Source organism: Shewanella sp. 2_MG-2023 (assembly GCF_030548905.1).
Taxonomy (GTDB): domain Bacteria; phylum Pseudomonadota; class Gammaproteobacteria; order Enterobacterales; family Shewanellaceae; genus Shewanella; species Shewanella electrodiphila.
The window spans coordinates 367,283-380,518 of record NZ_JAUOSO010000002.1; the positions used below are offsets into that span (position 1 = coordinate 367,283).

The 13,236-nt window shown below is 38.8% G+C and carries 11 protein-coding genes and 1 rRNA gene; 4 read left to right on the forward strand and 8 right to left on the reverse strand.

Translation table 11 applies throughout. The features are described 5' to 3' along the window. Window positions 1–105: 105 nt before the first annotated feature. Window positions 106–1,614 carry an MATE family efflux transporter gene (locus Q4600_RS03915; protein ID WP_102529458.1) on the reverse strand — a complete coding sequence of 503 codons (1,509 nt, stop codon included), beginning with the start codon at window positions 1,612–1,614 and terminating at the stop codon, window positions 106–108. Continuing rightward, window positions 1,611–2,459, reverse strand: coding sequence for an ion transporter (locus Q4600_RS03920; protein WP_229369097.1), 849 nt, complete (start codon window positions 2,457–2,459; stop codon window positions 1,611–1,613). Before Q4600_RS03920 ends, Q4600_RS03915 begins: the two co-directional genes overlap by 4 nt. A 194-nt stretch (window positions 2,460–2,653) precedes the next feature. Here Q4600_RS03920 and Q4600_RS03925 point away from each other — a divergent pair, with 194 nt between their 5' ends. Both Q4600_RS03925 and Q4600_RS03930 read left to right on the forward strand, forming a co-directional pair. Then, a complete protein-coding gene (locus Q4600_RS03925; RefSeq protein WP_102529456.1) occupies window positions 2,654–3,160 on the forward strand; it encodes a murein L,D-transpeptidase family protein in 507 nt (168 codons plus the stop codon). Between the two features lie 134 nt (window positions 3,161–3,294). Beyond that, window positions 3,295–3,855 carry a VOC family protein gene (locus tag Q4600_RS03930; protein ID WP_303513988.1) on the forward strand — a complete coding sequence of 187 codons (561 nt, stop codon included), beginning with the start codon at window positions 3,295–3,297 and terminating at the stop codon, window positions 3,853–3,855. A gap of 156 nt (window positions 3,856–4,011) precedes the next feature. Here Q4600_RS03930 and Q4600_RS03935 read toward each other — a convergent pair whose 3' ends face one another. The 4 genes from Q4600_RS03935 to Q4600_RS03950 form a co-directional block, all read right to left on the reverse strand. Then, window positions 4,012–4,827: a M23 family metallopeptidase gene (locus Q4600_RS03935; RefSeq protein ID WP_303514475.1), complete on the reverse strand. Its 816-nt coding sequence runs from the start codon at window positions 4,825–4,827 to the stop codon at window positions 4,012–4,014. A 325-nt stretch (window positions 4,828–5,152) separates the two neighbouring features. Next, window positions 5,153–6,022 (reverse strand): 6-carboxytetrahydropterin synthase, encoded by an 870-nt coding sequence (locus tag Q4600_RS03940; RefSeq protein WP_303513985.1) that lies wholly within the window; start codon window positions 6,020–6,022, stop codon window positions 5,153–5,155. Between the two features lie 197 nt (window positions 6,023–6,219). Continuing rightward, the gene (locus Q4600_RS03945) at window positions 6,220–6,915 is read right to left on the reverse strand and encodes a response regulator (protein WP_102529464.1); all 696 of its coding nucleotides are present in this window, start codon (window positions 6,913–6,915) and stop codon (window positions 6,220–6,222) included. Between the two features lie 14 nt (window positions 6,916–6,929). After that, complete coding sequence (locus Q4600_RS03950; protein ID WP_303513983.1) at window positions 6,930–8,411, reverse strand: ATP-binding protein; 1,482 nt, start codon at window positions 8,409–8,411, stop codon at window positions 6,930–6,932. Window positions 8,412–8,672: 261 nt separating this feature from the next. Between Q4600_RS03950 and Q4600_RS03955 the strand changes: the two genes are divergently transcribed. Then, complete coding sequence (locus Q4600_RS03955; protein ID WP_102529451.1) at window positions 8,673–8,933, forward strand: hypothetical protein; 261 nt, start codon at window positions 8,673–8,675, stop codon at window positions 8,931–8,933. Window positions 8,934–8,944: 11 nt separating this feature from the next. Next, window positions 8,945–9,295 carry a hypothetical protein gene (locus Q4600_RS03960; RefSeq protein ID WP_303513982.1) on the forward strand — a complete coding sequence of 117 codons (351 nt, stop codon included), beginning with the start codon at window positions 8,945–8,947 and terminating at the stop codon, window positions 9,293–9,295. A gap of 97 nt (window positions 9,296–9,392) precedes the next feature. Here the strand turns inward: Q4600_RS03960 and Q4600_RS03965 are convergent, their stop codons facing one another. Together Q4600_RS03965 and rrf are read right to left on the reverse strand one after the other, a co-directional pair. After that, on the reverse strand, window positions 9,393–11,852 hold the full coding sequence (locus tag Q4600_RS03965; protein WP_303513981.1) for an EAL domain-containing protein: 2,460 nt from the start codon (window positions 11,850–11,852) through the stop codon (window positions 9,393–9,395). 989 nt (window positions 11,853–12,841) lie between these two features. Continuing rightward, window positions 12,842–12,957 (reverse strand): 5S ribosomal RNA (gene rrf, locus Q4600_RS03970). Between the last annotated feature and the right edge of the window lie 279 nt (window positions 12,958–13,236).

A 13,236-nucleotide genomic window follows, 5' to 3' on the forward strand; every position in this document is an offset into this window, starting at 1 on the left:
TAAAAATACCCGTTTAGTCATCGAATTAGCTTTAAAAAAAGCCCTCATAATGCTGCTAGCACTACGAGGGCTTTTTCGTCTTAGTCGTAAACTCTAAGGCTTCAATCATTTATCCTTTGAAGACAGCGGATTGTCTAAATCGCCATCACGAACTATCTCTTCACATAAAGGTTCTTCATTGAGCTGAGCTAACTGAATGTATGAAGATGATTGCGGTGAAGATGTCGGGCTCATTTCCAGTTCAATCTCATCATCCTCAGATACGGGCTTTTCATCCGCTTTAAAATGTTCTGTTGCGGTAATTTTATCTATCAATCGATAACCAACCCAAACACCACCTAAACCAAATAAAATCGATCCTAGAGCTTGGCCGATGAGCACGCCATACACTCCGCCTATTTGAGCACCAAAATACACAAAAGGTATGGTACCAATAGTGGCTTTACCCACATTAAAGAAAGTGGAGTACTTAGCTTTACCTAAATTATTAAATGATGCATTGGCAACAAATAAAATGCCGTTAAAAATAAAGAAAATTGCGATATATTTGCAGAAGAATAAAATCAACTCCGCCGCTTCACCTTGCATATCAAATGCTGAGACAATTTGATGTTTCAATGAAAATAATAAAATCGATACGCCAAGTACAAACACAACACAAAACTGAATCGCTTTAGTCAGGCTTTCTTTAACACGCTCAAATTCGAGTGCACCATAGTTTTGACCAATAATGGGGCCAACTGCACCGCTTAAAGCAAAAATCATCCCGAAACACACAGGGATTAAGCGACCTAATACCGCCCAACCCGCTACATAACTATCACCAAAATCTGCAATGGCTTTTGTCACAACAGCATTACCGATTGGCGTAGCAACATTCGTTAGCATAGCGGGCAATGCAATCGCGAAAATAGTTCGAATGTCTTCAACAAAGTGCTGGCGATTAAACTGCCCCAGCATATTGTGCTTAACCACAATCCCACGAGCAGAAATGATAAATACCGCAATACGAGCAAACACAGATGCAATTGCTGCACCTTCTATACCCATACCTAAAGCGAAGATAAATATCGGATCAAGTACTAAATTGACTCCGCCACCTGCCAGTGTTGACATCATAGATAACTTGGCATCACCAATGGCTCTTAGTGCACCGCCTAATGCCATAGCGAGACAAATAAATGGTAATGAAGGGACTAATATTCTGAGGTAACTTTCTGCCAGAATTGCTGTTTCGCCATTAGCACCAATTAGCGCCAAAAGTTCTGGGATAAAAATAAATACTGTTACCGCAACCACCACACTGGTAAGCAAAGATACAACCGCACTGTTGAGTAACATGCGCTTTGCCAGCACCATATTTTTAGCGCCTATAGCTCTAGATACAAGCGCACCAAGGGCAATCGATAAACCAATACCAATAGAGGTTGTAAAGAATGAAATAGCACCTGCATAACCAACTGCTGCTGCCAGCTCTTGCTCACCTAATAAACTTAAGAAAAAGATATCAAGTAAATCAACCACAAATAACGCAGAAATACCTACAGCCGCTGTAGAGCTCATCACTAATATGTGACGTAAAATGGAGCCTTGGACAAACTTAGCTTCGGTCATGAGTTCCCTTCAGAATCTTGTTGCTCTAACTCGCTACCACAATGGTGACAATATAATGCTTGTAAGTTATGACCGCGGGTTCCACAGTTCATACATTTACGTAAATCACGTTCAACAACCATCTCATGAGATATTTCAGCGGTTAAAATGCCTGTTGGAATCGCAATAATAGAATAACCAATTAGCATGGTTAACGACGCAATCGCTTGGCCTAAATTTGTTTGAGGCGTGATATCACCGTAGCCAACCGTAGTGATAGTAACAATAGTCCAATACATTGATTTAGGGATAGAAGTAAAACCATTTGCAGGGCCTTCAACCACATACATTACGACACTTAACGCCATAATGATCAGGCTTACAGAGAAGAAAAATATGAACACCTTTCTTCTTGCTTGGATCATGGCCTTTAATAACAAATTACCTTCGCTTAAATAGCGCAGTAACTTCAGCACCCTAAAGACTCTAAACAAGCGCAAAATTCTGAATGCGAGAGACACGTTTGCACCAGGAAAAATTAACGCTAAAAAGCTCGGAAGTATGGACAGTAAATCAACAATGCCGTAAAAACTTCGCATATACGCTAAACGGCTTACCGAACCATACAATCTCAATAAGTATTCAATAGTAAATAACCAAGTGAACGCCCACTCGGCATAATAGATAACTTGACCATATTGCTGATGATAGCTGTCAATGGTGTCTAATATAATCAGTAAAACGCTAAGCAATATACAAATTATTAAGCCAATATCAAACCACCGACCCATACGGGTTTCAGTACCAAATATCACCGTTCTAATTTGTTTTTTAAATGGCGTATCTTGTTTTTCTTCTAACGTCATAGTTCACTCAAAGATGACTGAAAATTTAATCCCGCATACATGTTAAAAGTACGGTATTATCTGTAAACAATTTCAAATTGTTATCGTAATTATATGTTGTTCTGATAAATTGCCTATTCAACGATACTCATGTTAACACTATTAACAATACAAACTCACACCACAAATTCATAAAAAAGCTTTTTGGAGACTTCATGTACTTGGTTAAATGCTTTATTTTACTAGCCATTTTTAGCTCAACCCTTGCTCAGGCCTCTATCAGCCAATTAGCCAACTCAAAAGTCGATTTAGTCGTGGTGAATAAATCTGAATCCAGCATGTCGATTTATCATGAAGGCCAAAAAATTAAAACCTACCAAATTGCCATGGGAGATGCGCCACAAGGTCATAAATTGAAAGAAGGCGATCAACGCACCCCGCAAGGGCGTTATATTCTTGATTACAAAAAGTCTGATAGTGCATTTTATAAATCAATTCATATCTCATACCCGAATGAAGAAGACCGTTTACGTGCCAATGCCTTAGGGGTTAGCCCTGGTGGAATGATTATGATCCATGGTCAAAACCCGAATTCATCACTCACACCAGAACAAGCGCAGCAATATAATTGGACTAACGGATGTATTGCGGTAACAAATAAAGAAATGGATGAACTTTGGCGAGTCATCGAAGAAGGCACGCCAATTGAGATTTGGCCTTAACCCATCGCATTTGTATTCGGTATTATTTATTATCCATTGCAACTCTAATCTGTTTTAGATCTAACCTATGTTAGTTAACTCTAAATCTATAACGCCAGTCATTTTTAAACACGCCTTAGGTGTCAGAGGATATTATGCACTATGACCAGTTAACCCAAAGCTGGCCTGATTTTGGTCAGCGTATCAGCGCCTTTATTCAACGCTTAGGTTTAGATAGTTTAAATCTAGAGTGCGATCATTGCGCACTTCGTGTGAATAGCAATGATGCTGCGAATAAACTCAGCCAAGAATTTGAAAAATATGGTCAAGTCATTTCCAATAATATGATTAATGGCCGCCCTATTTTAATCATCAACTTGACTAAACCCCTGATGCTCAATGGCTTAGAAATTTATTGCGTCGAGCTGCCATATCCTTCTGATAAAGTGTATCCACAAGAAGGCTGGGAACATGTTGAACTGGTATTTCCGTCGAATGCGGAAAATTGTGAAGACTTACAACAACAACTCTTAGAAAAAGCACCAAACCTTGCAGAAATCCTCGCTGGTAATACCGATATCAAGGTTAAATTAAGCTCTCCCAAAGGTGACAATGAGCGCCTTGCCAATCCAACTATTGCTTTTAAATCAAATGGGATTTGCGTCAAAGTCCATACTCATACGATTGAAGCCATTATTGCCAGTGAGCAAGATTAATCATCTCATGGCAATGCTTATGGCAATGCTCATGGAAATAATCTATTAGACATAAAAATGGGTTCAATAATAAATTGAACCCATTCTTTTTAATAAGTAGTAACCAGACACCAAGCAACGTCTTTATACATTACTTGTCAGTATCTCGAATCAAATTTATTGAGCTGCTTTCTCTGCTGTAAGTACTTCTTTCATCGGTGGAACGACGGTTACAGGATCTAAGCGCATTTGATACCAATTCAAGCGCCAGTCTAAATGTGGTCCAGTTACGCGCCCTGTCGCACCAATTTCAGCGAGTTCTTGTCCTTGCTTAACCACATCACCAACTTTTGCATAGATTTTACTTAAGTGAAGAAAAGTTGAATTTATCCCATAACCATGGTCAATAATCACAGTGCCGCCAGAATAAAACATATCAGGTTCAGCTAGTGTGATAACACCATCGGCTGGTGAAACCACTACTGTACCCGTTGGGCGGGCAACATCGACGCCATAATGCGGGTTACCAGGTTTGCCGTTGTACACACGCTGGCTGCCGTAGACGCCAGATATCCGACCGGTCACTGGCCAAATGAAGTCTTGCATAAATGCAGTTTGCTCACTAAAGGTATTTCTTGCTGCACGAGTTTGTTTAGCATCTTTTGCGGCTCTTTCTTGTGCAGCGGGATTGGGTTTCATTATCTTTTTACTGATCCCAGTAACCCGATCAATTTTATATTCTTTGGTCGCTATATTAAGCGGTTTTAGCTCGGTTAACCCGCTTGGGTAAACGACTTCAAGCATTTGCTCTGCTTTAGCTTCACGCTCGAAACCAATGGCAAATTCGCCTTTTGCCGTAATAGCAACATCTTCACCATTAAGTTTGACCGTGCTTCCTGCTGGAACATGACCCCTTACCAACGCACCTTGCTCGAATTTACCTTGTAAATTGATTTCAGCTTGTGCAGTAAAAGCGAACGATATCAGTCCCATCAACGATGTTACCCCGACACGGATTAAAAATTTAGCAGCCATTATGTACCTTAAGAACCATGAATTTAGAGACACTCAAATTATCTTTTAATACTAAGGGGTTGTGGTAATTTATTCAAATTTGTATCAACACAGATAAATGAGTACAGGTAAATAACGAAAAATAAATAACTAAAGATAAATGCCAAAAGAAAAATGACAGTTGAGAATGCTAATAGACAAATGATGGATAATTAGAAGGAAAAAAAAGGAGTTACTGCTCAGAAGATTAACAGCTTAAAAGAAAAGGCAATGAGTCTCTATATGACACTCATTGCTCACACATTCATTTTACCGCTATCGCACCTTTACCTATGCCTTCGAATGCAATAACTTTGAATTCAGAACTTGGGGTTTTGTTCGCCATTGTTTCAGCAATGAACTGCGCTAATAGTTCTACCGTAGTGTCATGAGGAATAATGTCACAACAGTCTCTTGGCATCGCTAATTGAAAATCCCCTTGTGGGGCTTGGTAATGAAATCCATAATGACTATTGTCATTAACATCCGCTTGTTTAGATAACTCAAGCGTCGCGACATCAACTACATCTTCTTCGCTACCTAAATAAATATCTTGCCATCTATCAGCCCAGTACTGGTCCCATTTAGGCGCAGCAATGCCATTTTCAAATACGGTGATCGGGCTTCTATGTCCATGTGCAATCCGTTGACAATTGCCATCATGTTTACGTAAACCATGAGTGTAGTGATAGTAAGGCGTGTCTAATACTTCATTACGTAATGTTAAGCTAATCCCTTCAACATTATCAGGTAAAGCTTCACGTAATGCTTTAATCAAAAATGAATTAACACTTTCAAAGTCAATTACTTCAGTTGGGATAAGTGCAAATGCTTCGGATGGGCAAGCTAAATGGATATCACCAAGTTTGCTTGAAAAGTCCATCCAAACACGATCGCCTTTTTGCTGCCAGCGAACTTCGCCGCAAGCGGTAGGAATGAGTAAACGGTGATCGGCAACATCATCAATGGTATTTTTGATGGTTTTTTTGACCTTGGAAAAATCAAGAACCATGTTTTGCTCATCTAAGCCGCCATCAAGTAGTACATCTACAATCCAGCTTTCACCTACCATGCCACGAATTGGACATAAGTAAGAAAAATCGATAACGGTTAAATCTTTTACAAACAGTTGCATTAAGGCTCCTAGGCAGAAAAACAGTCCGCCTCAGTTAACTTTTCCCAAATAGCGATGGCTAAGGGGAGTAATAATTCATGGCTATTCTAAACAAAAGCTAGCCTAGGTGCGAGAAAACAAACTGAGTTTACAAAAAAAGCCTAAATATTGAATATTGTTAGGCTTAATAACTGCCTAATAAAGCCTATAAAGTAAAGTTATTCAAATTTATAACCCACTCCGTAAATAGATTGAAGTAAATTTACTTGGGTATTATTTAGCGTTAATTTAGAGCGTAAATTTTTAATATGGCTGTCTATAGTGCGTGAGCTGACAACGCGATCGTCAATGTAGCAGACTTGCATCAGGCTATCTCTTGAGTGAACAACACCGGGGCGTTTAAGCATTGTATGCAATAATCTAAACTCAACAGGGGTTAAATCAACCTCAATACTAGACACGCTGCACTTAAAGCGTTGAATATTAATTAGCAGATGCTTATAAGCAATTTCATCTTCGTTTGTTTGAGGCGCTGCATCGACTCGTCGCAAAATGGTTTTAACTCTAGCGACCACCTCTCTTGCAGAAAACGGTTTACATACGTAATCGTCTGCCCCTACTTCTAAACCAATAAGACGATCGATTTCTTCAACTCTTGCAGTCAGCATCAGCAGTGGAATACTTGAAAATTGTCGCACTTCTTTACAAATCGTCAGTCCATTTTTATATGGCAGCATGAGATCCAGTATGACGAAATCAATGTTACCTTGCTTGATTGTTTCAACTGCGTTGAGTCCATCGTGTAAAACCTGGGTATCAAAGCCTTCCAGTGTCAGGAAATCAACTAATATCTGTGCAATTTTAGGTTCATCTTCAACAATCAACACTTTCATCTTTGGATGACTTACATTCATCATTAATATGACTCTTATAAAGTGGGTAAGGAAATTTCAATACAAAGACCGCCTAGGTTCGAAGGCCTTGCAGTGATGTGGCCATTATGGGCTTCTACAATATTACGGCAAATGGTTAACCCTAACCCTGCACCATTACTTCGTCTGACTCTTGAACTGTCTTGTCGATGTAATGCATCAAATAACAATTCACACTCGTCGAGTGGCACACCGGGCTTAGTGTCATTGATTAATATTGATAGTGAACCTAACTCTTCAATCAAATCAATATTTATACAGCCAGGGCTATCGGTGTAAGCCACTGAATTTAATATAACATTGTATAAAAGTTGTTGGAGGCGCATTTTATCGCCATTGATTGTGATAGTTTTTGTATGAATAAAGTTAAGCGATAACCCTTTATCTGACACTTTATCAGCTAATGAGTTCAAGGTTTCTGCAATACATAGTGTAATATCGGTGGGTTCAAAATGATATTTAAGCCCGCCAACATCGGATAGTGATAATTGATATAAATCATCCACTAAATGCTTAATCCGCATCACCTCTTGCTCAAGTGAAGTCAGTTGTTGCTGATTAAAAGGTCTTATGCCGGCTTTTATCGCATCAATTTCACCACATAGAATACTCAGTGGGGTGCGAAGTTCATGGGAGATATCAGCAAACCATCTATTTTTTGCCGTACGGTTTTTATCTAAGGTCATGGCTAAATGATCAATATCATTCATTAACAACCCTAATTCATCCTCTCTAGCTGCTTTGAAGCGCTCATTATAATTTCCTTTCGATAAATGAGAAATCCCGTTAACGACTTCACGAACGGGAATAAGTAGCAAACGTGCTAGCACCCAAGAAATTAAACTGGCCAGAATCAAGCACAACAAACCTATCCAAATACTTGTCCAGAGCTGTTGCTTAGAAAATGCTTCTGCCGAAATACTGTTTACTTTGACAACCGCCTTTGTATATAGCGTGGCTATGATTTGGTCATTATATGTGACGTCAACAGAAATGGTTGAACCGAGAATATCAAACTTATCGCCGGCCAATAACTGTCCTGAAATTGAATACAATGCAGTAACAGGCCTGCGTCGTTTAGGCGGCACTGTTTGATTTGAGTCTCTTAAATGAGGCGGCAGATCACCTCTAGCTTCACCAGTCAAATGCGGTGGAGGTCCATCAAACCGAGGAGGCTTATGTTTAGGTCTTGGCGGGGGACCTTTTCGTTCAGCCCCCTCAAACGGTCCATGTAATGGCGTAAACTGACGAATAATTTGCGCAAACTTTTTTTTCGAAACATTGTTCCAATCATAAGCTGATTGTTGATAAAGCTCAGAATATGAAACAGCGAGCTCTTCTAACCTTTCTTGTTGTAAGGAGTTTGTATAGCTTATAAAACCTTGATCAAAACCCCATCGAGCAAGAGATAAGGTTGCAATAAGCACCACACTCGTCAGGCCGACAAAGGCTAAAAATAACTTCTGAGAAATTTTCATTCAGGTTTTACCAAGGTTTAGATATAAAAATAAAATTTATGAACAAGCCATTATTCTCATGGTGATAATATTGGATCGCAATTTACATGTTAACTGAGTATATCTATCTGTTCTTGTTCTCACTAGTTCGTTAAACAAGCTAATTACAATCTCCTTCGTTTCTGCACATTTCCTGCATATTTACTTGGTATGGTAAAACTCACCCAAAAACTAGATTCATCAATAAGAAATACCTAGATTCATCAATAAATAGGAACTTACATGAAAAAATTACTTGTTATCAGCTCAGTTCTCATTACCAGCATTGGTTTTTCTAGCGCTTTATTGGCTCAAGAACAACAAAGGCAAAAGAGAAAACCGCCTCAAGAAGCTTATACCCTCTGTGAAGATAAAACAGAAAATGACGTGGTAAACATCACCACTCCTAAAGGAGATGAAATTTCAGCGACATGCCAAATGATGGATGACCAACTTGTGGCAGTCCCAGAGGATCATAAGCCACCTCAACGTCAAAAAAGATAATAGAGGCTAACATGCAAATTAATACGAGTTCACTCAATATCTCAAGCTCTACGAATCAGTTCGATATAAGCGCAGCAGACAAACCGAAAGGCCCGCCTCCACCACCACCTGGCTCAACTCCACCAGGTCTTGAACCTGCTGTAGCAACATTATCAGAAGATGAACAAACGCAAGTTTCAGACATGCTAAGTTCTCTGACGAAAGAGCAACAAGTTGAATTAAAAAATGCATTAGATGAACTAAAACCATTGACTGAGGATTTATCTGCCAAAGATATTGGCAGTGTATTTTTGGAAACACTTGCCCAAATTAGTTCTCAATCTGATCAACAAGAAAGCGTAGGAATCGACACCTACGCTTAATGCTGGATTGTTGTAGGTTAGTTCAATAAAATTTTACCCATGAAAAAGCGGTAATATATAAATTACCGCTTTTAAAAAGATAGGGTTAAGTACAACGTTATAATAAAGGTAATTGCGAAGTGAGAGCTTTCGCAGACTGTGGTTTGCTAAAATAATACCCTTGAGCTTGGTCACAGCCATTTTCCAGTAAAAAGGCCGCCTGTTCTTTTGTTTCTACCCCTTCAGCTATGACAGTTAACTTTAGCGCATGTCCAAGTACAATTATTGCTTTAGCAATGGCAGTATTATTACTGTCAAATGGAATATCTGACACAAAGGACTGATCAATTTTAAGTACATTGATCGGTAACTTCTTAAGATAATTTAATGATGAGTATCCCGTACCAAAATCATCTACAGATAATTGAATCCCAAGGTTACCTAAGCGTTTTAAATCTGATATGACTCTATCAGGTTCATACATCATGCAGCTTTCGGTCATCTCTAATTCTAGTAAATCAGCCGGAAAGCCGGTTTCAGATAATATTCGTTCAACATTATCGATAAAACTTGTGCGCTGAAACTGTAAACTCGCGACATTCACCGCTAAATGGCCAAAACGATAGCCAGCGTTAAGCCAATTAACGCCTTGTTTACAAGCCATAGTTAATACTTGTAATCCAATTTCATGAATTAGCCCAGTTTTCTCAGCAATTGGAATAAACTCAGCAGGTGAAATTAAACCATACTCAGGGTGCTGCCAACGAATAAGAGACTCTAACCCCACTAATTTTCCTGTGACTAATGATATTTTCGGCTGATAGACCAAATGAAATTGGTTGTCTTGAATTGCTTCATGTAATGCACTTTGGATTTTGAAATGCTCAGCAGAGTTCATCGTCATTGTTGAGTCATAAAAAGTGATGTTATTACGGCCACTTTGCTTAGCCATATGCAAGGCTGTATCAGTGTTTTGCAGTAAATGTTCACTGTTTAAAGAGTCATGAGGAAAGACCGAAACCCCCATACTTAGTGTTACTCGTATAGAAGGATTATCATCAAACTTGAAGGGCTGCTCTATCAAGGTCTTAATCTTATTGATATGGTTCGTTACCATTTCATTTTGGGTAATATCTGTCAGCAAGAGAACAAACTCATCACTGCTTAATCGACCAACAATGCATTGTTCACAGCTAAGCTCAGATAACCTTTTACCTACTTCAACCAATAATTGATCACCCACATCATGACCAAGGCTGTCGTTTATATGCTTAAAGAAATCAATATCGAAAAATACGACCGCCAGTTGCGTCTGTTGCTTAAAGGCCCTTTCTACTTGTTGTTGCAAGTTAGAACGAAATAATACTCTATTGGGGAGTTGAGTTAAGCTGTCGTAATAAGATAAATTGACCAACATTTCTTCATTTCGTTTTTGCGCAGATATATCAGTAAAAACCGCAACAAAAAAGTTAATTTGATCTTTCTGACTATATACAGCGTTAATAGTCACTGACTGAGGGAACACTTCTCCTGACTTGCGTTTATTGAAAATCTCGCCATGCCATTTACCTTTAACTAATAAGGTATTCCACATTTGTGAAAAGAATAAATCATCATGTTTGCCTGAGTTCAAAATTCGTGGATTTTGACCAATGGCCTCTTCTCGACTAAAGCCGGTTATTTTACTGAAAGCGGCATTAACTTCAGTGATATTACCGTCTCTATCAGTAACCAGTACACCTTCAACAGTATTTTCAAATACGCTTTCAGCTAGCATCAATTGTGTCTGCGCTTCTTTATGCCGACCAATATTACGTGTAATGCCAATAACGCCGACTAAGTCATCACAACCATCCATTAACGGTGCTTTAATCGTTTCTAACCAATGACGGTTATTATGCTGATCGATACGTTCGCATTCTGCTACAACAATGGGTTCCTTCGCTGATATAGCTTGGCTGTCACCTTGTTTAAAACTTTTGGCCGTTGCAGAATCAAATAATTGTTCATCGTTTTTGCCAATGATCTCTGAACGTGATTTATTCCACCCTAGGCCTACACTTTCATTACATATAACATATTGCCCTTGTAAGTTCTTAACCCAAATATGCTCTTGAAAAGAATTGATAAAGTTTTGTAAGTTGATTGACTCAGGAGCATGGAGAACTCGACTTGTTTCTTCAGCGTAAACAAGGGATATGTTTTCGACACACAAGGATAGAAATGCATCATCAGAAGCTTTTGGTGTTTCAGAGTTAAGCTCAGTAACTAAATAACCGATAGGACGATGGTGAGAGCCTGTAATGACTTTTAATCGGAAGTAATATGCGTGCTGCCCATAAACAAACTGGACAACTAGCAGCTGCTTATGGGAAGTATAAGCTTGGTTAACATGATCGAATATAAGCGCTTGAAGATTAGGATCTGGAGTCGATTGTTGATTTTTAGAACTTAATGATAATCCAAGCTCACCAGCTTCATTCAATGAGTAGATATAGATATTCGTATTTAACGCTTCAGCAGTTAAATCGATGTTGTATTGCCAACGTTGTGATATCAAATTCATCATATTTTGCATTGTAAAAGCTTATCCCTACCGCATAGGCAGTAACCAGATGTAAGATTATATAACCAAAATAGATAAATTGAATAATCAAATACTGTATATGCCGACTAGATCAATTTACAATTAAATAACATGCTACATTTTCAAAACAACACCTAACAACAACCGACCAAGCTTAACCAAAGGGTAACATCACGGGCTTGCTATAAATCTGCGTTCAGTATAAAACTTGAATCTTTTCTTGTTGTTTTAGTAAATGAATAAAGCGACTCAATACACTTATTTATTGAAATAAAAACATCAAATTCAATTAACTATTTAATTTTGCAGATCTTAAAATTCACAGATTAAACGAAACCTTATTCAAATCAAGGTAGTGAATCGATTTTAATTGAAGCATTATTTTGTCAACACACGCTCTGAATCACTCAAAATTGAAGACAAAAAACCGTTACATCATTAATTGGCTGTCAGCTCTCAATTAAGCGTTTGGCAATGACCTATTTTTACTACCCTTGTAAGGGCACATGGGCATATCGACCACACTATCAGTTAGCTTTAGCTACTAACTCATTGACTCAAATTCCAAACACAAAAAAGCCCGTTACCTGAGTAACGGGCTAACAGCTCTCAATTAAGAGGCACTAATTTTAAAGATATGGGGTGCTTGGCGATGACCTATTTGACTATCTTTGTAAGGGTACATGGGCATATAGACCACACTGTCTGTTAGCTATAGCGACTAACTAACTCATTCACTCAAATTCCAGACACAAAAAAGCCCGCTACGTGAGTAACGGGCTATCTGCTCTCAATTAAGAGGCACTAATTTTAAAGTTATGGGGCACTTGGCGATGACCTATTTTTTACTACCCTTGTAAGGGCATATGGGCATATCGCTCACAGTATCAACTGTTGATGTGTCTAAACCCGCGGTTGAACTTTTTTTTAGGCAAAGAAAAGCCCTAACACATTGTGTTAGGGCTTTTTCAGTATTAGGCGCTTGGCGATGACCTACTTTCACATGGGGAGACCCCACACTATCATCGGCGCGATTGCGTTTCACTACTGAGTTCGGGATGGGATCAGGTGGTACCACAATGCTATTGTCACCAAGCAAATTGGGTTGTTAACCGCAAAAGCGATTAACTAAATTCGGAAAGCTGTTTCTTTGAGTTTCAAGTACATGGATGTACTTGATGTCATAAATGCAGGAGCATTTTATGACGATACTTTATTAAGTGCTTTATATTCTTCACTAAGTCTTACCTTTCACAGTAAGTAATAAATCTAGTTACCATCAACTCAGCGTAAAACTTATCTGGGTTGTATGGTTAAGCCTCACGAGTCATTAGTACAGGTTAGCTCAACGCCTCACAACGCTTACACACCCTGC